Origin of the sequence: Sinorhizobium fredii (genome assembly GCF_002944405.1) — a bacterium.
Lineage (GTDB): Bacteria > Pseudomonadota > Alphaproteobacteria > Rhizobiales > Rhizobiaceae > Sinorhizobium > Sinorhizobium fredii_C.
The window spans coordinates 2,067,783-2,092,838 of record NZ_CP024307.1 but is presented as its reverse complement, the minus strand read 5'-3'; the positions used below and the strand labels follow the sequence as shown (position 1 = coordinate 2,092,838).

At 63.0% G+C, this 25,056-nt stretch carries 20 protein-coding genes; 12 read left to right on the top strand and 8 right to left on the bottom strand.

Features of this window, described 5'->3' with window-relative positions:
* Nucleotides 1-35: 35 nt before the first annotated feature.
* On the top strand, nucleotides 36-608 hold the full coding sequence (locus NXT3_RS10355; protein ID WP_104839292.1) for an NADPH-dependent FMN reductase: 573 nt from the start codon (nucleotides 36-38) through the stop codon (nucleotides 606-608).
* A gap of 53 nt (nucleotides 609-661) precedes the next feature.
* On the opposite strand, the gene NXT3_RS10350 is transcribed toward NXT3_RS10355, so the two are convergent.
* Nucleotides 662-1,123: a tRNA (cytidine(34)-2'-O)-methyltransferase gene (locus NXT3_RS10350; RefSeq protein WP_097524868.1), complete on the bottom strand. Its 462-nt coding sequence runs from the start codon at nucleotides 1,121-1,123 to the stop codon at nucleotides 662-664.
* A 474-nt stretch (nucleotides 1,124-1,597) separates the two neighbouring features.
* On the opposite strand from NXT3_RS10350, the gene NXT3_RS10345 reads away from it, so the two are divergent.
* The 5 genes from NXT3_RS10345 (at nucleotide 1,598) to NXT3_RS10325 (ending at nucleotide 8,517) form a co-directional block, all read left to right on the top strand.
* On the top strand, nucleotides 1,598-3,451 hold the full coding sequence (locus NXT3_RS10345; protein WP_097524867.1) for an ABC transporter ATP-binding protein: 1,854 nt from the start codon (nucleotides 1,598-1,600) through the stop codon (nucleotides 3,449-3,451).
* Nucleotides 3,452-3,559: 108 nt separating this feature from the next.
* Nucleotides 3,560-5,425, top strand: a complete 1,866-nt coding sequence (locus NXT3_RS10340; protein ID WP_037424365.1) for an ABC transporter ATP-binding protein — start codon at nucleotides 3,560-3,562, stop codon at nucleotides 5,423-5,425.
* A gap of 313 nt (nucleotides 5,426-5,738) precedes the next feature.
* Entirely contained in the window at nucleotides 5,739-6,317 is a 579-nt protein-coding gene (gene petA / locus NXT3_RS10335) for a ubiquinol-cytochrome c reductase iron-sulfur subunit (RefSeq protein ID WP_037424367.1), read from the top strand.
* A 14-nt stretch (nucleotides 6,318-6,331) separates the two neighbouring features.
* Nucleotides 6,332-7,612 carry a cytochrome b gene (locus tag NXT3_RS10330; protein ID WP_037386053.1) on the top strand — a complete coding sequence of 427 codons (1,281 nt, stop codon included), beginning with the start codon at nucleotides 6,332-6,334 and terminating at the stop codon, nucleotides 7,610-7,612.
* A 32-nt stretch (nucleotides 7,613-7,644) separates the two neighbouring features.
* Nucleotides 7,645-8,517 (top strand): cytochrome c1, encoded by an 873-nt coding sequence (locus NXT3_RS10325; RefSeq protein WP_037424369.1) that lies wholly within the window; start codon nucleotides 7,645-7,647, stop codon nucleotides 8,515-8,517.
* 163 nt (nucleotides 8,518-8,680) lie between these two features.
* Here the strand turns inward: NXT3_RS10325 and NXT3_RS10320 are convergent, their stop codons facing one another.
* Together NXT3_RS10320 and NXT3_RS10315 are read right to left on the bottom strand one after the other, a co-directional pair.
* Entirely contained in the window at nucleotides 8,681-9,103 is a 423-nt protein-coding gene (locus NXT3_RS10320) for a VOC family protein (RefSeq protein WP_104839291.1), read from the bottom strand.
* A gap of 236 nt (nucleotides 9,104-9,339) precedes the next feature.
* The gene (locus NXT3_RS10315; RefSeq protein WP_104839290.1) at nucleotides 9,340-15,777 is read right to left on the bottom strand and encodes an apolipoprotein A-IV repeat region-like domain-containing protein; all 6,438 of its coding nucleotides are present in this window, start codon (nucleotides 15,775-15,777) and stop codon (nucleotides 9,340-9,342) included.
* Between the two features lie 525 nt (nucleotides 15,778-16,302).
* Between NXT3_RS10315 and NXT3_RS10310 the strand changes: the two genes are divergently transcribed.
* Both NXT3_RS10310 and NXT3_RS10305 read left to right on the top strand, forming a co-directional pair.
* A complete protein-coding gene (locus tag NXT3_RS10310; protein WP_097524864.1) occupies nucleotides 16,303-16,671 on the top strand; it encodes an Hpt domain-containing protein in 369 nt (122 codons plus the stop codon).
* 195 nt (nucleotides 16,672-16,866) lie between these two features.
* Nucleotides 16,867-17,187 (top strand): 2Fe-2S iron-sulfur cluster-binding protein, encoded by a 321-nt coding sequence (locus NXT3_RS10305; protein ID WP_037424381.1) that lies wholly within the window; start codon nucleotides 16,867-16,869, stop codon nucleotides 17,185-17,187.
* Nucleotides 17,188-17,656: 469 nt separating this feature from the next.
* Here NXT3_RS10305 and NXT3_RS10300 read toward each other — a convergent pair whose 3' ends face one another.
* Entirely contained in the window at nucleotides 17,657-18,286 is a 630-nt protein-coding gene (locus NXT3_RS10300) for a DUF922 domain-containing Zn-dependent protease (protein WP_037424383.1), read from the bottom strand.
* 201 nt (nucleotides 18,287-18,487) lie between these two features.
* Between NXT3_RS10300 and folP the strand changes: the two genes are divergently transcribed.
* The 3 genes from folP to folK are packed head-to-tail and all read left to right on the top strand — an operon-like array spanning nucleotide 18,488 to nucleotide 20,236.
* The gene (gene folP / locus NXT3_RS10295) at nucleotides 18,488-19,357 is read left to right on the top strand and encodes a dihydropteroate synthase (protein ID WP_037424386.1); all 870 of its coding nucleotides are present in this window, start codon (nucleotides 18,488-18,490) and stop codon (nucleotides 19,355-19,357) included.
* Nucleotides 19,354-19,725 (top strand): dihydroneopterin aldolase, encoded by a 372-nt coding sequence (gene folB / locus NXT3_RS10290; protein ID WP_037424388.1) that lies wholly within the window; start codon nucleotides 19,354-19,356, stop codon nucleotides 19,723-19,725. Before folP ends, folB begins: the two co-directional genes overlap by 4 nt.
* Entirely contained in the window at nucleotides 19,712-20,236 is a 525-nt protein-coding gene (gene folK, locus NXT3_RS10285; RefSeq protein WP_037424391.1) for a 2-amino-4-hydroxy-6-hydroxymethyldihydropteridine diphosphokinase, read from the top strand. The genes folB and folK overlap by 14 nt, the downstream gene beginning before the upstream one ends.
* A gap of 72 nt (nucleotides 20,237-20,308) precedes the next feature.
* Here folK and NXT3_RS10280 read toward each other — a convergent pair whose 3' ends face one another.
* From NXT3_RS10280 to NXT3_RS10265, 4 genes are all read right to left on the bottom strand, one after another.
* Entirely contained in the window at nucleotides 20,309-20,860 is a 552-nt protein-coding gene (locus tag NXT3_RS10280) for a hypothetical protein (RefSeq protein WP_037424393.1), read from the bottom strand.
* A 95-nt stretch (nucleotides 20,861-20,955) separates the two neighbouring features.
* Nucleotides 20,956-22,035, bottom strand: coding sequence for a YcjF family protein (locus NXT3_RS10275; protein ID WP_037424396.1), 1,080 nt, complete (start codon nucleotides 22,033-22,035; stop codon nucleotides 20,956-20,958).
* Nucleotides 22,032-23,519 (bottom strand): YcjX family GTP-binding protein, encoded by a 1,488-nt coding sequence (locus NXT3_RS10270; RefSeq protein ID WP_097525055.1) that lies wholly within the window; start codon nucleotides 23,517-23,519, stop codon nucleotides 22,032-22,034. Before NXT3_RS10270 ends, NXT3_RS10275 begins: the two co-directional genes overlap by 4 nt.
* A gap of 138 nt (nucleotides 23,520-23,657) precedes the next feature.
* Complete coding sequence (locus NXT3_RS10265) at nucleotides 23,658-24,191, bottom strand: SixA phosphatase family protein (RefSeq protein WP_104839980.1); 534 nt, start codon at nucleotides 24,189-24,191, stop codon at nucleotides 23,658-23,660.
* Between the two features lie 414 nt (nucleotides 24,192-24,605).
* Between NXT3_RS10265 and dksA the strand changes: the two genes are divergently transcribed.
* Nucleotides 24,606-25,025, top strand: a complete 420-nt coding sequence (gene dksA / locus NXT3_RS10260; RefSeq protein WP_012708186.1) for an RNA polymerase-binding protein DksA — start codon at nucleotides 24,606-24,608, stop codon at nucleotides 25,023-25,025.
* Nucleotides 25,026-25,056: the final 31 nt, after the last annotated feature.

Below are 25,056 nucleotides of genomic sequence, written 5' to 3'. Positions count from 1 at the left end.
GCTCCCTGTAAACGACAACTAGGAGCTGATTCCGCATGACAGAGAAAATGACCCTTGCGCTGATCTATGGCAGCGCACGGCAGGGCCGGTTCTGCGATACCGTCGCCAGCTGGCTTATCCGCGAGCTTTCGAGGTCCGACGTCTTCAGCCTGACGATCATCGATCCATTGCGGTTAAAGAACTCTCGCAGCGAGAAATCGGCCGATCCGGCCGAGTGGATGGAACGAAAGGTTGCCGAGGCGGACGCCTTCATCGTCATCACGCCGGAATATAATCACGGCTATCCCGCGGCGCTGAAGGAAATGATCGACGCCGTTTATGAGCCCTGGCATGCCAAGCCGGTGGCCTTTGTCTCCTATGGCGGCGCCTCCGGCGGTATCCGCGCGGTCGAGCAATTGCGCCAGGTCTTCGGAGAACTGCATGCGGTGACGCTCCGCGACGGGGTGGCGCTTCCGAAGGCGTGGTCGAAATTCGATGCAGCCGGCAATCTCTACAAGCCGGAAGAGCTTCGGGCGCCACTGTTCCTGATGATGGACCGGCTCACGTGGTGGGCGCGCACATTGAAATATGCGCGCAAGGCCACGCCCTATAGCGAGATTGCCGCGTGAGGGGCGGGGTATCTCCCGACGAGATAGGACGCCGCAAGGCACTCATTGACGTCTCAGAACGCGCCGGTCTGCCGCATCGCCTCGCCGACTACCATCGCGGTGGCGATGGCGATGTTGAGCGAACGCTGGCCCGGCGCCATCGGAATGAGGATGCGGGCGTCGGCACGGTCATGCACATGATCGGGCACGCCGGCGCTTTCCCGGCCGAAGAGCAGAACGTCGTCGGGCTGGAAGTCGAAACGCGTATAGGGCTCGGCGGCCTTTGTGGAAGCGAGCACCAGCCGCCGGCCGCTTTCCGCCCGCCATGTTTCAAAGTGCTCCCAGTTGACATGGCGGGTGAGCGTGACCGCCGCGATATAGTCCATGCCGGCGCGCTTGAGATTGCGGTCGGAGAGATCGAAGCCCGCCGGCTCGATGATGTCGACGGCCAGTCCGAGGCAGGCAGCGAGACGCAGGATTGTGCCGGTGTTGCCCGGAATGTCCGGCTGATAGAGGGCGATGCGGAGTTCGTTCATGGGCTTTCGTCGACGGCGTATGATCAAAGGGGCAGGCGCGAGACGTCGTATGGCATCGATTTGGTCCTTGATCCACAGCCCGGTCGGCTGCGGTGGCGTACATTCGGCGCGGATGAATTTCACCTCTCTAATTTGTGCCAAAATGGCAACAGGCCGAGCGTCGACGGAGAGACAGGCAAGAAAGTGACTGCGACAATCTGGCGCGGCAGCGCGATTGAGGGTAAAGGTCAAGTCTCTTCAACGCGAACCGACGGAGGCATGCATGACGGTATTGATGTTGACACGCCTCCATCCTGTAGCCTGGCCTTCCCAGGCCTAGCCGGTTCCGCGCCTTTTCCTTCTATCGATCGAATGACGCGCTCCGGTCCCGGAGTGGAGCTCGGCTCGAGGCGTCATCTCTGGACCGTGATTTCTCAAAAATAAAGAATGCGGGGCGACCCGCCTTCCTTCAAACTATCTGAAGGAGCTTGGATAATGTTCGGCTGGTTTGAATCCCGCCTCAATCCTTACCCGACGGAAGAGCCCAGGCTTCCGCCGAAGGGTCTCTTTGCCTTCTGCTGGCACTACACCAAGCCGGCGGCGCCGTGGCTGTTGATCATGGCGGTCTGCACCATGCTGATCGCGATCGGCGAGGTGGCGCTGTTTCAATTCCTCGGCAATGTGGTGGATTGGCTGTCCAATGCCGAGCGCGAAACCTTTCTCGCCACCGAGGGAGGCAAGCTCGCCTGGATGGGAGCCCTGATCCTCATCGGCCTCCCGGGCCTTGTGGCGCTCGATTCATTCATCATGCACCAGGTGCTGCTCGGCAATTATCCGATGATCGCCCGCTGGCAGATGCACCGCTACCTGCTTCGGCAGAGCATGACCTTCTTCGCCAACGAGTTCGCCGGGCGCGTGGCAACGAAGGTGATGCAGACGTCGCTTGCGGTTCGCGAGACGGTGATGAAGATCCTCGACGTCTTCGTCTATGTCGTGAGCTACTTCACGACGATGCTGGTCGTCGTCGCCGCAGCCGACTTACGCCTCGTCGCGCCGCTCGCCATCTGGCTCGCCGTCTATGTCGTGATCGTCAGCACCTTCGTGCCGCGCCTGCAGAAGATTTCCAAGGAGCAGGCGGATGCCCGGTCCATGATGACGGGTCGGATCGTCGACAGCTACACGAATATCAGCACGGTAAAACTCTTCTCGCATGCGGGGCGGGAGGAGACCTATGCGCGCGCCGGCATGGAGGAGTTCCTCGCCACCGTCTACCGCCAGATGCGCAAGGTGACGCTGTTCCACATCTGCGTCTACGCGAACAACTGCGTGGCGCTCTTCGCCGTCGGTGCGCTGGGCATCTATCTGTGGCTGACCAGCGCGATCTCGGTCGGCGCGATCGCCGTCGCGATTGGGCTCGCGATGCGCATCAACGGCATGTCGCAATGGATCATGTGGGAAGTCTCGGCATTGTTCGAGAATATCGGCACTGTCTATGACGGCATGGGCATGATGACCAAGGCACACGACATCGTCGATGAGCCGAATGCGGCGCCGTTGAAGGCTGAGAAGGGCGCGATCCGTTTCGAGGACGTGCGCTTCCACTACGGCAAGGCAAAGGGCGTCATCGATCGGCTGTCGCTCGAGATTCGCCCCGGCGAGAAGATCGGCCTCGTCGGCCGCTCGGGCGCCGGCAAGACGACGCTGATGAACCTGCTGCTGCGCTTCTACGACCTGGAGGACGGCGTGATCCGGATCGACGGCAAGAATATTTCCGCCGTCACCCAGGACAGCCTGCGTTCTCAGATCGGCGTCGTCACGCAGGATACGTCGCTGCTGCACCGCTCCATTCGCGACAACATCGCCTATGGACACCCGGAGGCGACGGATGCGCAGGTCATCGCCGCTGCCAAGAAGGCGAATGCCTGGGAGTTCATCCAGATGCTCGAGGACAACCTCGGCAGGCGAGGGCTGGACGCGCAGGTCGGCGAACGGGGAGTGAAGCTCTCGGGAGGCCAACGGCAGAGGATTGCCATTGCCCGGGTCTTCCTCAAGGATGCGCCGATCCTCATTCTCGATGAGGCGACATCGGCGCTCGATTCCGAGGTGGAGGCGGCGATCCAGGAGAACCTCTTCGCCCTGATGGCCGGCAAGACGGTGATCGCCATCGCCCACCGCCTGTCGACACTGACGGAAATGGACCGTCTGGTGGTTCTCGAAGCGGGACGGATCGTGGAGACCGGCTCGCATGCCGAGCTTGTCGCCAAAGGCGGCCTCTACGCCGACCTCTGGTCGCGTCAGTCCGGCGGCTTCATCGCCGACGACGCCGAAAAGGAGGAGGCGGCGGAGTAATCTGCCGCCACGTTGCGCTTTTCGCTCGGATCAAAGCTTACGCATTTGTAATCGATGGGCCGGCGGAAACCGATTGCCGTCCGTCCTCAGCCCCCTATTATCTGAACAATGCTGCGCGCCATCGTCACTATCTTCGAGAATTGGATCAAGCCCTTCGCGCCGCGCGACCGGCTGCAGCCGCCAAGGTCGCTCTGGGGCTTCGCATGGTTCTATGCAAGCCAGGCAAAGGGTCCGTTCCTTGCCATGGCAGCGCTCGGTGGGCTGGTTGCCATGCTCGAGGCGGGGCTCTTCTATTTCGTCGGCCGGCTTGTGGACGTGCTCGATACCATCCGGCCACAGGACGGATGGAGCGGACTGATCGCCTCCAACGGTCCGGAACTGCTCTTCATGCTGTTGACGGTGCTGGTGTTCCGCTTCCTGGCCGTAGCGCTCGCGGCTCTGGTCGAGGAGCAGGCGATCATCACCGGCTTCCTCAACCTTGTCCGCTGGCAGTCCTATGTCCACGTCGCCCGGCAATCGCTCACCTTCTTTCAGAACGATTTTTCCGGCCGCATCGTCACCAAGGTCTGGTCGGGCGCGCAGGCGACGAGCGACCTGATCGTCTCGCTGCTGCAGGTCATCTGGTTCATCGTCATCTACACGGCGTCGACCATGGCACTGGTCGCCCAGCTCGATTGGCGGCTGGCGGCGATGGTGGCCTTCTGGATCGCCATCTTCCTTTCGCTCGCCCGCTATTTCGTTCCGCGCGTCCGCAAGCACGCCCGCGACACCGCGGAAATGGCGTCGATGCTCAACGGCCGCATGGTCGATGCCTATTCGAATATCCAGACGCTGAAGCTCTTCGGCAGCGACGAGGAGAATGACCGCTATATCCGCGCCGGCTTTGACCGCTTTCAGGGTGCGGTAATCCCCTTTACCCGCCTGCTGACGGGTGTGCGGGCCTCCCAGGCGCTGCTTTCCGGGCTGATGATCGCGGCGATCGCCGTCTACTCGGTTCATCTATGGCTTGCGGGAATGGTGAGTTCGGGGGCGGTTGCCTTCACGCTGGCGCTCGTGCTGCGCCTCAACATGCTGCTCGGGCGGATGATGTCGCAGTTCAACGCCATCATGCGCAATATCGGCACGATCCAGAATTCGGCCGAGCTCGTCTCGCAGCCGATCGGCCTCGTCGACAGGCCCGGGGCGCTCGATCTCGAAGTCAAACGGCCGGAGATCCGGTTCGAGCGGGTGTCGTTTCACTACGGCAAGGGCGGCGGGGTGATCGATGAGTTCTCCCTGTCCGTCCGCCCCGGCGAGAAAGTCGGCATCGTCGGCCGCTCGGGCGCCGGCAAGTCGACCCTCGTCAACCTGCTGCTGCGCTTCTACGACCTCGAGGGAGGTCGGATCCTGATCGACGGGCAGGATATCGCCACGGTCCGCCAGGAATCGCTGCGCGCCCAGATCGGCATGGTCAGCCAGGACACCTCGCTTCTGCATCGGTCGATCCGCGACAATATTCTTTTCGGAAGGCCGGGCGCGACGGACGAGCAGCTGATCGAAGCGGCGCGCAAGGCGGAAGCCTATGACTTCATCGTCAATCTGCAGGACCAGCGCGGCCGCAAGGGATTCGATGCCCATGTCGGCGAGCGTGGCGTCAAGCTTTCCGGCGGCCAGCGGCAGCGGATTGCGATCGCCCGCGTGATGCTCAAGGACGCGCCGATCCTTGTTCTCGACGAAGCGACCTCGGCGCTCGATTCGGAAGTGGAGGCAGCCATCCAGTCCAATCTGGAGCGTCTGATGCAGGGCAAGACGGTGCTCGCCATCGCTCACAGATTGTCGACGATCGCAGCGCTTGACCGTCTGGTGGTGGTGGACCGCGGACGTATCGTCGAGGACGGCAGCCACGCCGAGCTGATCGCCCGCGGCGGCCTCTATGCGGAACTTTGGGCGCGCCAATCCGGCGGCTTCATCGCCCAGGAGGAAGCGGCCGAATAGGGGGCTCCGACGTGCCCTTCGACCGTGCCAAGCCCTTGTGCTCATTGGCTGCCTCTTTCCCCCGCGACAATCTGCCCACCTCCTCCTGTGAAGGCTGGACATAATTCGCGATCGAGCATAGAACGCGCCGGATTGGTGGGGATTCTGCGTGCAGGATTCTCCGGATTCTGGCATCCGTACCGAGACTTGCCGTGGCAAGCCGTGCAGGGGGCCAGCAAGAGGATAGGGTGCGCTCCGAGACCTGGGAAAAGGGACCGAAACGCGCCGGGGGCGGATGCGGTTTCCGCACATTGCGTGAGAGGATGGTTTAGCCGTGAGCGAACACGACACTTCAAGCGAGACCTTGGGCGAGCCCACTCGCCGCGATTTCCTGTATCTGGCAACGGGCATGGCCGGCGTTGTCGGCGCCGGCGCGGCGGCCTGGCCGTTCATCGATCAGATGCGCCCGGATGCATCGACGCTTGCGCTGGCTTCGATCGAGGTCGACGTTTCGAGCCTTCAGCCGGGGATGTCACTGACGGCGAAGTGGCGCGGCAAGCCGGTCTTCATCCGCAACCGCACCGACAAGGAAGTCGAGGATGCGAAGGCCGTGCCGCTCGAAGAGCTCAAGGACCCGGTCGCCCGCAACGCCAACCTCGCCACCGATGCGCAGGCGACCGATCTCGATCGCTCCGCCGGCGAGGGCAAGGAAAACTGGATCGTGATGATCGGCTCCTGCACCCATCTCGGCTGCGTGCCGCTCGGCCAGGCCGGTGATTTCGGCGGCTGGTTCTGTCCCTGCCACGGGTCGCACTACGATACGGCCGGCCGCATCCGCAAGGGCCCGGCACCGGAGAACCTCGCCGTGCCGACCTTCTCGTTCGTTTCCGACACAGTTATCAAGATCGGTTGAGGGGACTACTGATAATGAGTGCTGAACATTCAACCTACACGCCCACGACAGGCATAGAGAAGTGGGTTGATTCCCGTCTTCCGCTGCCGCGCCTCGTTCACGACTCGTTCGTCTCCTATCCGGTGCCGCGCAACCTGAACTACGCCTATACCTTCGGCGCGATGCTGTCGGTGATGCTGATCGTACAGATCCTGACGGGTATCGTGCTGGCGATGCACTATGCAGCCGAAACGAGCGTTGCGTTCAACTCGGTCGAAAAGATCATGCGCGACGTCAACCATGGCTGGCTGCTGCGCTATCTGCACGCCAACGGCGCATCCTTCTTCTTCATCGCGGTCTACCTGCACATCGCCCGTGGCCTTTATTACGGCTCTTACAAGGCGCCGCGCGAGATCCTTTGGATACTCGGCGTCGTCATCTATCTCCTGATGATGGCGACCGGCTTCATGGGCTATGTTCTGCCCTGGGGTCAGATGTCCTTCTGGGGCGCAACGGTTATCACCGGCTTCTTCTCGGCCTTCCCGCTGGTGGGTGAGTGGATTCAGCAGTTCCTGCTTGGCGGCTTTGCCGTCGACCAGCCGACGCTGAACCGCTTCTTCTCGCTGCACTACCTGCTGCCCTTCATGATCGCCGGCGTCGTCGTCCTGCACATCTGGGCCCTGCACGTCACCGGCCAGACGAACCCGACCGGCGTCGAAGTGAAGTCGAAGACCGATACCGTGGCCTTCACGCCCTATGCGACGCTCAAGGATGCACTCGGCGTTTCGATCTTCCTCATCGTCTATGCCTGGTTCGTCTTCTACATGCCGAACTATCTCGGCCATCCGGACAACTACATCCCGGCCGACGCGCTGAAGACCCCGGCTCACATCGTTCCGGAATGGTACTACCTGCCGTTCTACGCGATGCTGCGCGCCATCACCTTCAATATCGGCCCGATCGACTCCAAGCTCGGCGGCGTTCTGGTGATGTTCGGTTCGATCATCGTTCTGTTCTTCCTGCCCTGGCTCGACACGTCCAAGGTCCGTTCCGCCGTCTACCGCCCCTGGTACAAGCTGTTCTTCTGGATCTTCGTCGCCAACGCCATCATGCTCGGCTGGCTCGGTTCCCGCCCGGCAGAAGGCCTCTACGTCGTCCTGTCGCAGCTCGGCACGCTGTACTACTTCGGTTTCTTCCTCGTCATCATGCCGCTCCTCGGCCTGATCGAAACGCCGAAGCGCATTCCGAACTCCATCACCGAGGCGGTGCTGGAGAAGCAGAATGCCAAGGCGCAGCCGAAAACCGCGCACGCCTGACCGGAACAGCGATTGATAAGGAACTCACAACAATGAAAAAGCTTGTTACAGGCATTCTGTCACTCGCTGTCGTCGCCGGTCTCGGTCTGGGCGCGGCTCTGGCCCAGGGCGAGGAAGCTGGCGGCGAGCATGCGGCAGGCGCGACGCCGCACTATCCGATCCACAAGCCGGTCCAGCAGGACTGGACCTTCGGCGGCCTCTTCGGCCATTACGACAAAGGGCAGCTGCAGCGCGGTCTCAAGGTCTATGCCGAAGTCTGTTCTGCCTGCCACTCGATGAGCCTCGTGCCCTTCCGCACCCTTGAAGACCTCGGCTATTCAGAAGCTCAGGTGAAGGCCTTCGCGGCGAACTACGAGGTGCAGGACGGCCCGAACGCCGACGGCGAGATGTTCACGCGCAAGGCCGTTCCCTCCGACTACTTCCCGTCGCCGTTCCCGAACAAGGAAGCCGCAGCGGCCGCCAATAACGGTGCCGCCCCGCCGGACTTCTCGCTGATCGCCAAGGCGCGCGGCGTCGAGCGCGGGTTCCCGCAATTCGTCTTCGACATCTTCTGGCCCTACCAGGAAGGCGGTCCGGACTATATCCACGCGCTGCTGACGGGTTACCAGGATCCGCCGGAAGGCGTCCAGGTGGCCGAAGGGACGCACTACAATCCGTACTTCGTGAGCGCCTCGGCGCTGGCGATGGCGAAGCCGCTCTCCGACGATCAGGTCACCTATGACGACGGTGCGCCGCAGACGGTGGACCAGTATGCCAGGGACGTCTCGGCTTTCCTGATGTGGGCCGCAGAGCCGCATCTCGAAGACCGCAAGCGTACCGGCTTCATGGTCATGGTGTTCCTGCTGATCTTCACCGGCCTGATCTATCTGACGAAGAAGTCGGTCTACGCCAACAAGGAACATTGATCGGAGCTGGCATTGCCAGAGCGCGTCATTGAAAGGTCCCGGTGCAAACCGGGACCTTTTTGTATGGAGCCTTTCCCGCGGGGTGTCAGAGCCAGCAGCGCTGTCGGATTCGGCGGCTGCTCGTCGCCCTCATCCATGTGCTTACCATACTGATCGGGACGCTTCAGTCCTTGACCGTCCATTGCGGATTCCAGGCGATCTCCCACAAATGTCCGTCCGGATCATGGAAATAACCCGAGTAGCCGCCCCAGAAACGATCGGACGCTGGATCGGTGATGATGGCGCCGACCTCCGCAGCCTGCTTCATGATGCTGTCGACCTCTTCTTTGGAATTGACGATATGGCCGATCGACACGGCGCCGAGACGCGCCTGCGTCACGCTGATCTTCGCATCCTTTGAAAGCGAAGACGCCGGATAGAGCGCCAGGATCAGGTCGTCACCCATATGGAAGAAGACGACAGCTCCGTCTTCGAACTCCTCACCGATGATCCCCTCGGTGGGCAGGCCCAGGCCGTCGCGATAGAAGGCGAGGGACCGTTCGAGATCGTTCACGGCAAGTGTCAGGACTTTGATTCGCGGCTTCATATCCGCCTCCTGTCTGCAGGCGCCGGAATTCCAACTGTCTCTTTACACGCTACGAGCTGGCGCCAGGATGCGATGCTGACAGATTACAGAAAATGGCCGGACTGTTCACGCTCACTGTAGAGAGCATCAGACCGGTCTGCCATGCTGCTCAGCGACCGGTCTGTGGTTTTCGCAAGAAAAAGGCCCCGCCTTGCGGCGGGGCCGTGATGATCTTCGGCATTAATTTCAGTTGAGCTTCAGCTGAAGCGGCCGGCGGCATGGGCGAGCATCGTATAGACCTTGCCGGTATCGGACGTCAGGTAGGTCTGGGTGATGCGCTTGTCCGGATCGTTGCGCGCCACATCGGCAAGCAGCTTTTCGAAGTCGGCGATGTAGCGGTCCACGGCGGTGCGGAACTCCGGCTCGCGATCATACTTGCGCTTGATCTCGTCGAAGGTCTGCTGCCCCTTCAGCGTATAGAGCCTGCGGGTGAAGACATCCCGCTCGCCGCGCTGGTAGCGGCGCCACAGCTCGACCGAGGCGTCGTGGTCGATCGCCCGGGCAATATCGACCGAGAGCGAGTTCAGCGATTCCACCACGTGACGCGGATTGCGGCTGTCTCCGGTGCGGGCCACGGGCTGGCTTTCGGCCGGCCGAGGACGCGCGGGCTGCGGCTCTTCCTCGCGGGAGGCGGCGCGCAGCAGATCCCGCATCCAGCCGCCACCTTCCTCGACGCGCTCTTCGGCGGCCGACGGACGGGCGGGCTGCAAGGGACGCGTGGCCTGCTCGAGACCCAGGCTGCCACGCAGCGCAGGGCTCGGCGCGGCAGGTTGCTGGACCGCCGGCTGTTGCTGGATTGCCGGTTGTTGCTGCACCACGGGCTGCGGCGGTGCGACGGGCGCCTGAGCAACGGGGGCGGGCGCAGCCAGCGCCGGCTGCTGGCGCACCGGCTGGGCGACCTCGAGATGCGTCGAAGACTTGCCGATGATTTCGGAGAGCTCCTGCAGCGCCTTGATCTGCTCGGCGACGGCACGCCGCATCACCGCGGCATTCTCCTTGGCCTCTTCCGGCAGGTCGAAAGCGCCGCGCTTCAACTCCTCGCGGGTCATGTCGAGTTCCTTGCGGATCTCGCCGGCGGAGCGGCGGATGTCGTCGGTCGCGCCGCTGAAGCGGCTGATCGCTTCGTCGATCGCCTGGCGGACGGCCTCGCGCAACTGCGTGGCAACGCCATCCGACTTCTTGCCGCTTTCCGCCAGCATCCGCTCAACATCGGAGACCGAAGCCCCGATGCTGCCGCGCAGGCGGGCAGCCGCCTCCTTGGCGCGCTGCTCGGCACTGGAAAAGGCACCTTCGAGCGCCTGGCTCGCTTCGTCGCCGGCCTTGGCGATGGCCTGGCGCAACGCCTCGGAGGCGCTGTGAGCACGGCCTTCGACCCCGGACAGCGCCTCGTTCGCGCCGGCGATTGAGGTTTCGACGCCGGTGCGCAGCGTCTGGGCGATCTGGCGCGACCGCTCTTCGGCGCGCGCGAACACGCCCTCCACGGAGGCGGCAGCCTCGCCGCCCGCCTCGGCGAGAGTGTTGCGCATGGCCTCGGCCGCTTCCGCGGCCCGTTGCTCGGTGCTCGACAGAAGCCGGCCGACATCGGCAAAGGACGACTGGACGCCGTTGCGAAGGTTGCCGGCGACCTGACCGGAGCGCTCCTCGGCGCGCTGGAAGGCACCGTCGACGAAGCCCTCGAGCGCGCGCATGGTGCGCTCGATCTCCTCCGAACGCTGGACAAGACCGACGGAGAGCGTGCGCAGGGCGTCCTGGCGCTCCTCGAGCGTGCTGACCAGGTTCGACTGGGCTGCGGCCAGCAGATTGGACGCCTGGCCGAGCACCTTGGAGTGATCCTCGAAGCGGCCGACGATGCCGCCGATCTGCGAGAGCGTCGATGAGGCGATATCCGAGAGCTTGTCGACGCGACCTTCGATGAGGCGGGTGGAACTGGACAACATGTCGGATGCATGCCGTGTGGATTCCGAAACCTTCGCTGCGGCTGCCTCCAGGCGCTGGTCCATGTCCCCGAGGCTGCCGTTAGCCTGCTCGATGACCGATGCGATGGCGGAATTGTTGGTCGCGAGCTGGTCGATCAGCCCCATGGCCGTCGATTGGAGGCGGTTCTCGACCATCTTCATCGCCTTGGCGGTTTCTTCCGCCCGCAGCGAGATCGCCTCGAGCGTTTCGCTTGTCCGCTCCGTAATGGCGTCGACGAGGGCGGCGTTCTCCGCTCGCAGCCGGTCGGCGCTCTCCTGGGTGAGGGCGGCGATGCGCGCGGCGGCTTCCTTGCCCGTTGCCGCGTATTGCTCGATGACCGGACGCGCCTGCTCGTCGAGGAGACGGGTGAGTTCGAGCGAGCGGCCGGCGAGCATGGAATTCAGTTCGCGGGTGCTGTCGTCGAGTGTGCTGCGGATCGACTGGCCGCGTGCATCAAGCGCCTTTTCCGCGTCCGTCAGGCTCTGCTGGATGCTCGCCGTATGGCTGGCGATCTGATCCGTGGTCGAGGCGAGCTGTGCCGAGGCGGATTCGGCGGCCTCCGTGACCGACCGGGCAAGTTCGGCATGGCGTGTCGCCGTCGCCGAGGCGGTCGATTCGATTGAATTGGCGAATTCGGCGTTGCGGGCAGCCAAGGCGCTGGCGAAATCAGCACCGGCCTTGGAGAGCAGCTCTGCCGAGCGTGCAGCTTCCGCGTCGATCTCCTGGGCAGCATCGCTGACGGCGCCACGCAGGCTCGTGACGAGCGCTGCCGCCTTGCCTTCGATCGTGCGGTTGACGTTTTCGAGACCTATGGTGAGGGCACGGTCCATCGTCCCGAGGCGCTCCTCGATGCGGCCTGCACCAGCCTCCATCGCGGAGGCGATCCGGCCGGTCCCATCGTCCATGGCGGAGGTGATCCGGGCTGCCGCGGTCTCGCTGATCCGGTCGATTTCGCCGGCGCGCCCCGCAAGGCTTTCCGTGATCCGCTGTCCGGCAGCGTCGACGATGGCGTTCACGCTGCCGACGCTGTCGCGGATGCGATTTTCGAGGGAACCAAGCGTCGTTTCGATGCGGCCGCCCGTATCGCCGACAATGCTGCTGACGGTGTCGACGCTGTCGCGAATGCGATTTTCGAGGGAGCCGAGCGTCGATTCAATGCGGCCGCCCGTGTCGTCGACGACGGCGCTGACGGTGCTGACGCTGTCGCGGACACGATCTTCGAGAGAGCCGAGCGTCATATCGATGCGGCCGCCGGTGTCGTCGACAATCGCGCTGACATTGCTGACGCCGCCGCGAATGCGGTCTTCGAGCGACGCGAAGCGCGATTCGATCCTTGTGCCGGTTTCGTCGAGACGGCTGTTGATGCCGTTGAGCGAAATGTCGACGCGGTTTGTCAGAGTATCGGCCGCGAGGCTGATCTGGTCTGCTGTCTCGGCGAGGCGCTCGGCAATGTTGCCGGTCGTCGAGCGCATGCGCGCATCGAGCGCTTCGGTGCCGCGATTGATCGCGCCGGCGATCGAGTTCTGCCGCTCTTCCAGCGACATTTCGAGCATGCTGGCGCTCGTCGCCAGCGTCGTCGCGATGCCCATCGACTGGTCGGTCAGCAGCTCTTCCAACCGTTCGCGGCCCTGGCCGACGGCGAGGTTGATCCTGTCGACCTGCTCGTCGAGGGTGGAGCGCAGCTGTGCGGTCTTGCCGGAGAGCGCCTGGTCGATCTCGGCCGCCTTGCCGGCAAGCGACGCGGTCGCTTCCGACGTCCGGGCGGAGAGCGCTTCGGCGCCGCGCTCAAGCGCGGCGGCGATCGCGGCTTGCCGCTCCTCGAGCGACATTTCGAGCATGCTGGCGCTCGTCGCCAGCGTCGTCGCCATCGCCATTGACTGGTCGGACAGCAACTCTTCCAGCTGTTCGCGGCCCTGGCCGACGGCGAGGTCGATCGCCTTGATGCGACCGTCGAGCGTCGCGCGGATCTGCTCGTGCGTCGTCGTCAGCGTCTCGCGCAGATGGTCGGCCCTGCCGGAGAGCGTCTGCTCTATCTCCGCCGCCCTGCCGGCAAGCGAGGCCGTTGCTTCCGTGGTGCGGGCAGTAAGCGCCTCGGCGATCTCGGCGCTGGTTCCCGCCAGCGAGTCGGAAATCTTGCCGACGCGGCTGCTGAGATCCTCGGCGATCCGTGCACTCGTATCGGTGAGCGTATCGGCGATCTGGCTTACGCGGCCGCCAAGATTTTCCGCGACTTCGGAGACGCTCTGCGAAAGCTTGGTCTCGATCTCGCCGACCCGGTCGGTCATCGTTTCGGCGACAGCCATCGCGCGGAAGGTCAGGTTGTCGGCGACGTCTTCGGCATGGCGGCTGAGCGTGTCGGCCATCTCGGTCGCGCGTGTCGACATGGTCGTGTTGATTTGCGCGGCGCGCTCGGAGAGTACCCCGTCGAGGGCGGCCGTTTGGCTGGCGAGCGTGTCGGCGATCGCCTGGCTGCGCTCCGACAGCACCCCTTCCAGCGTTGTCGTCTGACTGGTGAGGGCTGCGGAGATCGTCTGGCCACGTTCAGAGAGAACGCGCTCCAGCCGGTCAGCGGTGCCGCCGACCGCGTCCTCGAGCGCGCTAGCGCCGGAGGTGAGCGCGGCTGAAAGCGCGGCAGTGCGCTCCGAAAGCGTGTTGTCCAGCCGATGCTGGCTCGCGGCAATCGCGCTGGTGATCTCGTCGGTGGAGCCCATGAGCGTCTGCTCGATGCGCGTATGGGCAGATTGCAGGCCGTCGATGAAGGCCGACGTCCGGGAATCAAGACCTTCCGTCAGGCGCTGCTCGCTTGTCGTCAGCGCGTTGGCGAGGGCATCGGCACGCTGGCCGAAGCCGCCTTCGATCCGCTCCTGTGCCTGCGTCAGAGCGCCCATCAGCGAACTGGTCTTATCGGAGAGCACGCCCTCGATGCGGCTGTGCGCATCGCCGATGAGGTTGCTGAGCTCCGATGTGCGGCTGCCGATCGTCTCTTCGATGAAGTCCTGCGTTGCGCCAAGTGCGGTGGCGAGCGTCAGCGACTGATCGGAAAGCGCCGAACTGATCTTCTCGACGCTGCTGTCCAGGGCAGTGCCGATCGCATCCGAGCCGCCGGACACGGTTTCGTTGATTCTGTGCAGGCTCTCCATCAACTTGCTATCGAGCAGGCCCGCCCGCTTGTCGAAGGCGCTGGCGAATTCGTGGAAGCGTTCGTCGAAGGCGGTGGCGAGGTGCCCGACGGTCGTCTGCAGCTTCTCTTCGAAGAAGCCGCCGCGGAGGTCCAGATCCATGATCGCGTCGTCGGCGCTCGTCTTGAGGCTCTGGCGGAAACTCGCGCCCTTCTCGTCGAGGGCCGCATTGAGCGACGAAAGCATGTCCTCTAGGCCGCCGGCAATCGCCTGCTGGCCGACATTCAAGCTTTCGTTGAGGTCGCGGGTCCGCGCGATCAGAGTCTCGTTGAGCTGGCGGGCGCGCTCGTTGAGGGCGTTGTTCAGCTTTTCGGTATTCGCATCCAGCGTCGACGCACGGGTTTCGAACTGGCTCAGCAATTGTTCGCCGCGCTTTGTCAGATTCTCGCTAAGCGCATCGAGGCGAACATCGAACTCCTTGCTGAGCGTCACTCCGGCATTCGTCAGGCCGGAAAGCAGCGCCTCCGTGCGGGTATCCAGCATGCTGCCGAGGCTTTGCAGTGCATGGTCAGATTTTTCGCTGAGGGCTGCGGCCCGCGTATCGATCAGCGATGCAAAGGCTTCGCCGGACAGGGCGATACGAGAGGCAATATCTTCGCTCGCGAGTTCCAGGTCGTCTTTCAGCTTGCCGTGCGCGCCGGCTATCGCGGAGCGGATCCGCTCGGAATGGCCGACAATGGCTTCGCGCTCCAGCCCCAGTTCCTGGACGAGGGTGCGAACGCGCAGTTCGTTTTCGCTGTAGCTGCGCTCGAGCGCGCTCACTTCCGAATGGACGAGCGCCTCCAGTTCGGTGGCCCGCGCAATGGTGCGCTCGATGCCCTCGTTCATCGCCGACACTTCGCGGCGGACCGCCTGGCCGACGGCCATGACGCGGTCGGCCGCCGCGGTTTCCGGTTCGGCCAGCCGCAGGGCGACCTCGGCCATCGAGCGGGCCGCATTGCGCAGCTCCTGAGCACGCGCAATCATGATCGCGAAGGAGAAGAAGAGCATGACCGGCAAGGCAATGCCGATCAGGATGCCGATCGCACCGGGCGTGGCTGCGAGATCGCCGAGAGAGCGTATCTGCCAGATCTGCGGCGCATAGAGGAGGTGGCCGATCGCTACCCCGGCAAGCGCCCACACCAGCGAGATCAGCGCCGCGACACGGATCGCCGCACGGCTGGATCGGACTTCGAGGGAGCGGAGCATTGCCGCGGGCGATCTGCGGGTATCGTCATTGGCCGGGGAAAGCGCCGGCTGTTTCGGAGCGGGCTCCGGCGCAAGATTGCGAGGCGCCTCGCTCGTCCGGGCCCTCTGTGCTTCCGGTTGGTCCTTCCCGGTGCGCTTATGTTCGGACGCGGCAGCCTTCCTGCTGGGCTCGGACACCTTTTCCTCCGGATCATCCAAGGAATTCTTGTCGTTCAAGGCCGACTTCAGGTCGTCAAAATCGATCTTCAGGGCAGCTTCCAGAGCCTGGAAGGCCTTTTCGTCGATCGACTCGTTGCTCTTCTTCGTCGCCATAGGGATACGCCTCACTACTATTGCCCGCTCATGGCCGCCTAATTTGGACCGGTTCGGACCAATAGACTCCCTCAACCAGGGCGGTGACCCGCAAGCTACGCGCAAGACATCTGCGCCATACGCCCACTGGTCACCATTGCATCGCCTCGATGGAATAACCGCAGCTCGCGTCTCAGGACACGGGGCGCGCAGCTTATCCACCAGAACAGTTGCCACTTTCGTATGCAGACCTGTTCCTAATCGTATCGTAGTGACACATTAGCCCGGTTCTTACAATTAAGCGCAATCCGCATTCGCTAGAATCCTAATGAATTGTTAACGGGCCGCCGGTGCCGCGGTGCGAAAAGTCAAGAGAATCAGCCCGTTTAGCAATCGTTAACCATGCCGACGGATTTCCGCGCCCAGCGCCATGACATTAAGCCGATGGCAGCGCAGCTGCCGGATGATCAATGTCTGAAAACGGTGCGGTCGCCCGATGCATTGTCAAATAGGACGTGATGCATCGTCAATTAAGGAAATCGGCTCATGTCGGCGCTCAAGATCGCTTTCGAAACCCCCGACAATCCGGCAAACGCGTCGCCTTGCGGAAAGCCGCCGATCGATTTTGTCCACCTGTCCGGCCAGACGATGGGGGACAAGAGCCTCGAAATCGAGGTGCTTCAGCTTTTTGCCCGCCAGGCCCGGCAGACGATGGCCGAGATCAACGACGCGGATGCCGATGCATGCGGCCAGTCGGCGCATCGACTGAAGGGGGCGGCACTCGCGGTCGGAGCAACGCGCGTGGCTCGTGCCGCCGCCGCCATAGAGCAGCGGCCCGCCGACTGGACCCTACGCGCCCCACTCGGGGCAGCCGTGCTCGAAGCCGAGCTTTTCATCCTCAAGCTGTGCCGCTGATCCGCGCCGGCCCGACAACCTTTTTCAAGGCGCGATCATTGCCGGATTTGCGGGGACGTCCGCGACCAGGCATCGGCTCATGTTGACTGGCCGGTCGATTTGTTGGAAGAAACTGCCCTGAATTCAGGCCGGCCGCGCCTGCCGCGGCGGCTGGCGCTCGCGGGCGGATCCCATCTATTCATTCCGGAAAGAGAAATGACAAAACTTACGATCGTAGCCTTTGACGGCACGCGCCACGACCTCGATGTCGAAAACGGCTCCACGGTCATGGAGAATGCGGTGCGCAATTCCGTGCCCGGCATCGAGGCCGAGTGCGGGGGCGCCTGTGCCTGCGCAACCTGTCATGTCTATGTTGACGACGCCTGGGCGGCGGCCGTCGGCGCTCCGGAAGCGATGGAAGAAGACATGCTGGATTTCGCCTATGACGTGAGGCCGACCTCTCGGCTCTCCTGTCAGATCAAGATGAGCGAGGCGCTTGACGGACTGGTCGTGCACGTGCCCGAGCGCCAGGCCTAATCCCTTCCTTCCTTCAAGAAGGCACTAAAAAAATGCCTCGCTGGTCATGGCGACGAGCGAGGCAAGGGGGGCGTATCGCATACAGATGAGGGAGGGAGCACCTGCTGCACCGAGACACGCCAGGAGAACCTGTTTTGCCTCATCGCGCAGGTCTGTCTCAGTCACCCGGCAGCAATGAAGCGAACCCTATTCAGCACTTAATCAACGATCCAAATGCGACTTTTTACTGTCGATTGGAAAATAACCCGCCATACCGACGAACGGTTGAACTTCAGTTCCGCCACTCGTTTCATGGTATTAATATAGCTGAGTCGGTTATCGTCGGCTATCGTTAGAATCCACCAATAAAATACTGTGGGTTTTCGCCCTCGCCTGCATGAGGGAGTGCGGGCAAAATCACGCTGTTCTTTGGGGGTGACTTCGTCTGGTGAACGGCGCGAAGGTGGCGGTTTGACAGAGCCGAGATCGGCTAGCGCTCTGTCTTCTTCAGCGAATCCAGCCGGTATTGCAGCAGTCGGATCATCCGGCGATCGAAGTTCGCGGCTTCCGTGCGGTCAAAGCGCGCTTGGTCCTTGTCATGGCTTGCGATTTCTTCGGCACTCACCTCGGCCACCCGAGCCTGCATACGATCGCAGTCTGCCTCCGGCTTCAGTCCGAGAAAAGTCCGTTCCATGCGACGGGCATGATTGCGGGCGATCTCGGCATGGCGCTCTTCATGGCGCTTGATGTCGGCCGCGAGCGTATCCCAGACAAGGGCGAGATCGCGGCTCGCTTGGGGGCGGTACTTCCAGCGCGGCAAGATGATGCTCGTGTTGAGCGTGACGCGCGCCGTGCCGACTGCACAGCGCCCGCCGCGGCTGACATAGGTTATCGTGCCGCCGAATTTGATTCGCGTGGCGCCGGGGTGGCGCGTGCCGGTGTTCTTCATCAGCGGGCCGCTGGCGGCGAGGGCCTTGTCGAGTTCTGCCGCCGTACGCCCGCCGATCGAGAAATAGGTGACGGTTTTGCTGATCAAGGTCTCACCCGAGGCGTGGCCAATCGGAAGGCCAACGAGAAATGCGATCAGGGCGGCTCTCAGCGGATTGCGAACTCGGAACATTGGTCGGCACTCGTGGATTGAAGTTGGCGCAAGCTTGGGGCATAGCCGGGGCCAGCGCAACATAAAATCGGCGCATTCCGAAGTCGACAAATAGCCAACCACGTGAAAGAATCGTGCTAACCCTTTGCTTTCAAAGGCGCGCGCTCTTCCGCATTGCCGACCCGGGATGGCGCTCCTCAAGCCGCGGACCGGGCAAAGACAATGACCTACGATCCATTCCAAAAATCTCGCTGGCCGTTGGCGCACGGGCGCAGCCTCGAACTGGGGCCGCGCGGTGTTCTGATGGCGATCATCAATGTGACGCCGGATTCCTTCTCCGATGGCGGCCGCTTTGCAGACGCCACCGTTGCTGTCGCCGCGGCGATGCGCGCCCTCGAGGACGGCGCGGCGATCCTCGACATCGGTGGCGAGTCGACCCGCCCCGATGCGGATCCGGTCGATGCGGGCGAGGAGCAGGCACGTATTTTGCCGGTCATCGAGGCACTGGCGGGCCGGACCGATGCAATCATCTCGGTCGACACCTATCGCGCCGAAACGGCGCGCCTGGCCATCGAAGCCGGCGCTCATATTGTCAACGACGTGCACGGTCTGCAGCGGGAACCGGCGATCGCGCAAGTGGCTGCCGAGACGGGCGCAGGGCTTTGCGTCATGCATACAGGGCGCGATCGGCAGAAGCTCGGCGACGTCATCGAGGATCAATTCCAATTTCTAAACCGTTCGCTGGAGATTGCCGCCGAGGCGGGCGTCGCACGCGACCGGATCGTCCTCGACCCCGGCTATGGCTTCGCGAAGGGAGCGGATGAAAATTTGGAGCTGATGGCGCGATTTGCGGAATTGCATCGGTTCGGCCTGCCATTCCTGGTCGGCACATCGCGCAAGCGCTTCATCGGCGCCGTTACCGGTCGCGATGCGAAAGACCGCGACGTCGGTACAGCGGCGACGACCGCGCTCCTCAGAATTGCCGGGGCGGCGATCTTTCGGGTGCATGATGTCGCAATCAACAGGGATGCACTGGCGATGGCGGATGCTATGCTCGACGCAAAGAACAGCCGACGGGACATGAAGCCATGACTGCGACCTACATCATTACCCTGAAAAACTGCGCCTTCTTTGCGCGCCATGGCGTGCTTGACGAGGAGGAGTTTCTCGGCCAGCGCTTCTTCGTGGATGCTGAACTCGAGGTTGAGCAGGGCACGGCGCTGGCCGAAGACTGCATCGACGACACCGTGCATTACGGAATCGCCTTTGCCGAGATCGAAAGGATTGTGACGGGGCGCAGGCGCTACCTGATCGAGGCTCTCGCTCTCGAAGTCGCCAAGACATTGTGTGCGCGGTTCCAGCAGATACGGCGGGCCAAAGTTTCCATTCGCAAGCCCAATGCGCCGGTCCCGGGCGTCCTGGACTACGTCGAGGTCACGGTCGAGCATGTCGCCGAATAGCAGGTGGCGGTACGCTACGCTGGGGCTGGGTGGCAATATCGGCGATCCGTGCCGCGCGATGGCCGATGCGTTGCGGGCGCTCGATGAGCGACCGGACTGCCAGGTCACGGCAGTGTCGCGGCTCTACCGGACCCCGCCCTGGGGCAAGACGGACCAGGACTGGTTCTTCAATGCTTGCGCGGCGGTAGAAACGACTCTCGATCCAGAGGCCCTGCTTGAAATTTGTCTCGAGATCGAGCGTGTGATGAAGCGGGTCCGCAAGGAGCGCTGGGGCCCGCGGACCATCGATATCGATCTCCTGACCTTTGAAGGAGCGAATTTGGCCGGTGACCGGCTGCAATTGCCGCATCCGCGCATGACGGAGCGTGGTTTCGTGTTGATGCCTCTCGCCGACTTCGCGGCCGATCTGAACGTCGCCGGCAGAACGGTCGGCGAGTGGCTGACGGATGCAGATGTGACTGGAATAGAGGTGGCCGACGAAATGGCCGACTGGTGGCGGGTCCGCGATTGACGGCGAACCGATCCGCATCCGGGGGGGGGGCGGGCGCTCTCGGCCCGCCAGTGCTCGATCCGAACGATACAGCTATTTGATCGAGCCGACGGCGATATTGTCCATCTGCCTGTTGAGGCTGACGCCGATGACCGGCACCATCGTCTCCTCGACCTTGACGGAGATGGTGATGTTCATCGTTTCTGCGTCCTGCAGGCGGGCGATCATCGCACCATTCAATTTCTTGCGGTTGATTCCAACGACGACCTTGTCGCTGGCGACGTTGCCGGAAACGACGTCCAGACCCTTGCCGTCCGCGCCGTCGAGGAACTTTCCGGTGTAGCTGCCGCCCTTTTGGGTAATCATCGCCGACATTGGCTGCTTGAAAACGCCGACGCGGCAGAAGCCGTCGAGCTTGATGCCGGCCTCTCTGCCTGCGGTCGGCTCGCCTGTCAGATCGCAGGTGAACTTGGTGCCTTTGTATTTGCCGGCGACGATCTCGCCGGGGCCTTTCCATTGGCCGGCGACCTTTTCAAAGAAGGCCTTGTCCCGGGCGCCGGAAGACGCAGGCGTCGCAATGCCGGCAGTGGCTGCAAGCGCGATGGCGGCAACGCCGCGAACAATCAAAGAAGGGCGCGAGAACATGATCGATCCTTGATGGGTCAACGTCGAAATCTGGCAACCACATTTGCGCTAAAATGGTTAATGGACGGTTTCCGTGCTGCCTCCGCAAGCATGCATCAGGCGCCGTTCGCGCCTTCGGACTTCGAAGCGCCGGGCGTCAAATCCGCCAGAAAATCGCCAATGCCGGGGCGTTTCAAAGCGCGGAACGGCATCGGCCGACACAGGTCCATGGCAGCAATGCCGATACGCGCCGTCATCAGGCCGTTGATCACGCCTTCGCCGAGCCGCGCGGAGAGTTTGGAGGCCAGACCGTGGCCCAGGATCTGCTGGATCAAACTGTCGCCGGCGGCGATGGAGCCGGTGACCGCCAGATGGGCGATCACGTCGCGCATCAGCCGGATGAGCCCGAGCGTGCCGGGCCTGCCGCCGTAGAGCTCGGCCATCGCCCGAATCATCCGCGCCGACTCGTAGAGGACGTAACCGAGATCGACGAGGGCGCGGGGGCTGACGGCGGTGACGATCGAGACGCGTTTCGAGGCGGCCAGAATGATTCGGCGGGCGTCGCGGTCGAGCGGGGCAAGGAGCTCGCGCTCGGTCAGTTCGACAAGCTGCGGCGCGTCGATGATCTCGTCCTCGGATTCCGCAAGCCGCGCTCGGCCCTTGGCGGTTCGGGGATTGGCGGCAAGCAGATGGACCAGTCGCCCGAGCGTGGCTCGTGCGGCCTTGCTGTTGCCGAGCGCCGTTGCTTCGGCGACCTCGGATTTGAGTTTCTGGATCGCCGTCAGTTGCATCAAGCCGCCAAGTTCGCGGCCGACCACGACGAGGAAGGCGAGGGTACCGACGGCCACGGCAGCGATCGCCGTATAGCCGAGCCAATCGGCGCGCGAGAACAGATCGCGCACCAGGTGGTCGATCCACAGTCCCGCGGCGAGCGACAGGACAAGGGCAAATGCCGAGGCGGCGACCTTGCCGAAGGAGAACCGATGCCGGCGCGGCCGCGCCTCGGGCGGATCGAGCGCCTCGACTGCAGCGGTCGTGGCAATGAACGGGTCCTCTGCGTCGGGCGTCAACATGACCTTGTCGCTGAAACTTGCGGGTGTGCGCGCTGGCGTCTGCGTGCGCTGCGCCGTAGGCGTTTCGGATTCGATCGGGAAAACCGCAGGTTTACGGGGGCGATGCTTGGATTCGTCGCTCATGCCAGTCGATCTCCAAGCAGGAACTGCATGGCCCGGTCGAGCCGGATATGCGGCACGGAGAGTTTCAAGCCGCCGCGCGTCTCTTCGAGGTGGGGGGGACGGAAACGCACGAAATTCAGCTCCGGCATCGCATGGTCGGATCGGGGAGAGACGGGACTGCCGCCAATTTCCTGAAAAAGAACTTCGGGATTTTCCGGTAAATCACCAGGAAATATGGCTGTTTTTCTCTCTCCATCAAAGACGTCTCCATTGATCCGCTCACCAGCAATCGGCGTGCCGACAATGACGGGCAGGGCGTGTCCGTCATGATTGACCGTCGCCTCGCGCGTCGCCCGGACGGAGGCGAGCGCCATGACCTCCAGGCCGGCGCCGCTCATGCCGATGCGGTCCGCGGCACGGCCGACGAGCCGCGCGGCGATTCGCTCGAGCCGATCATGGCTCTCATGGTGAAGGTGATCGGCCTTCGTCGCGGCGATCAGCACCCGATCTATCCGGCGCGTGAGGAAGGCGGAGAGCCAGGAATTGGTGCCCGGCCGGAAGCAGGCAAGCACGTCGGCGAGCGCCTGTTCCAAGTCCCTCAAAGCCTCCGGGCCGCGATTGATCGCCTGCAGTGCGTCGACGAGCACGATCTGGCGGTCGAGCCGGGCAAAATGCTCGCGGAAGAACGGGCTCACCACATGCGTCTTATAGGCCTCGTACCGCCGCTCCATCATCGCCCAGAGCGAACCCTTGGGCGCCCGGCCTTCAGGCAGGTTCGGGAGCGGAGAGAAGGTGAGCGCGGGAGACCCTTCGAGGTCGCCGGGCATCAGGAAACGGCCGGGCGGCAGGGTGGAGAGCGAGTGGTCGTCCTCCTTGCACGCCTTCAGATACGCAGTGAAGCTTTCGGCGAGGCGGCGGGCGCTGCCTTCGTCGGCCGCGGTTTCAGCGCCGCTCGCTGAGGCGAGTGCCAGCCATTCGCGAGACAGTGCGGCGCGCGCGCCGATTCGCGCCCGCTTGACGGTCGTCGCGCTGAACTGCCGGAAATCGAGCGCGAGCAGGGGCAGATCCAGCAGCCACTCGCCCGGATAGTCGACGATATCGATCGACAAGCGCCCGGCGGAAAACATCCGGTTCCAGCCGCTGGCGCTTTCGTAATCGAGGGTGATGCGCAATTGCGAGATGGCCCTCGTTGAGTCCGGCCAGACCCGGTCACGCACGAGAGCGGCGATATGGTCCTCGTACTGAAAGCGCGGCACCGCATCGTCCGGCTGCGGCTCGAGCCTTACCTTGGACACCCGCCCCGAACGGACCGGTTCGAATAGCGGCAGGCGCCCGCCGTTCAGCAGGTTATGCACCAGCGAGGAGATGAAGACGGTCTTGCCTGCCCGTGACAGACCGGTCACGCCGAGCCGGAGGGACGGGCTGACGAGCCCGGCCGCGCGATCGGCGAGGTTGTCCAAGGCGATCAGGGCGCCGTCTTTGAAGCTGGTCACTAAGGACGCCAAATGTTTCCGCCCCTTGGGTTCGATCTTTCCATTGCTGCTGCCGATATCCCATCGGGTTACGGGCATCCACGTGTTTGGCGATATAGGAAGTGTTTCGGTCGGCGCAATGACGCACAGCTGTTTGGAAAGCGGCGAGGTCTATCGCCTGACGACTTCCTCGGGCTTCGGAAGCAGCAATGTCGAAAGCGTTGCAGCCGAGATGCGCCCGGCACTTGAGCGTGCAGAGAAATCGATGACCGCCAGCCCTGCAGGCGGATAGCCGTTCTCCAAGGCGGTTGCGGATTGCTGCTCGCCAAGGTAGCTGCGAAAAACGTCCTCGATCATGGGATTGTGTCCGACCACCATGAGACACGTCCTGTCCGCGTGAATCTCGATAAGGTCGGTGTAGACGGCTGCAGGTCCGGCATAGAGTTGGTCGACGTAGCGGATGTCAATGTCTTCGCCAAGCGCCCGGCGGAACGGTTCGGCGGTCTGGCGGCAGCGAACCGCGGTCGAGCACAGAACAAGATCCGGGCAAAGCCCATGATCGGCCGCACCTTGCGCAATCAACTCCGCCTCGGCATAGCCAGTCTCGTCCAGCGTGCGGTCGAAATCCCGTTGCCCGGGCAGCGCCCAGCCGGAGCGGGCGTGACGCAGGAGGATGAGGCGGAATGCCGGAGCACTGTCTTGCATATATCCATCCGAATCTGATGCCGCCGAAGTGCCGCGCATTGCATCTTTCGCGGATTATCGTCGCATCGCTAACTTGTCTCGCTGTCGGCGCAAAGATCAAGCCGTTCTCCACGGATTTCGCGCGGCAAGCACGGCAGCATTGACATGCCGCACCCCGCACACCAGATGTCGCAATTGGCAACGTAGTTGAGGCGCGACGCAGACACCACTCTAGGTGACGGCGCAGGCTTGCTGCCGAGCGCCGGCGGGAATATTATGGAGAGTGTTTCATGTGTAATTTTGATGAAATATTCGCCAGTTAGCCTGGAATGCAAGCATTGTTAAAATAAGCGTAGGTGTCCTCCGCGAGGCTTGAATCAAGCCCTTCATAGGTCTATACACCGCCGCAATGAGATGTTCTTCAGGAGAATCGCGTTGAGTGAGAAGATCGATCTTAGTACCTATGTCCTCTCCGAGGACGAGGATTTCATGAATGCCAACCATCGGGCATATTTTCGTGCAAAGCTGAATGCCTGGAAAAACGATATCCTTCGCGAAGCTCGTGAGACTCTGGACCATCTGGCTGAGGAGAGCGCCAATCATCCGGATCTCGCAGATCGAGCCTCCTCAGAAACAGACCGTGCGATCGAATTGCGCGCCCGGGATCGTCAGAGGAAGCTCATCGCCAAGATCGACGCCGCCTTGCAGCGCCTCGATGAAGGCACCTACGGCTATTGCGAGGAAACGGGTGAGCCGATCGGCTTGAAGCGCCTGGATGCCAGGCCGATTGCGACGCTTTCGATCGAAGCGCAGGAGCGTCACGAACGTCGCGAGAAGGTCTACCGCGACGAGTAAGCCCGAGCTTGGAGACTTACAAAAAAAACGG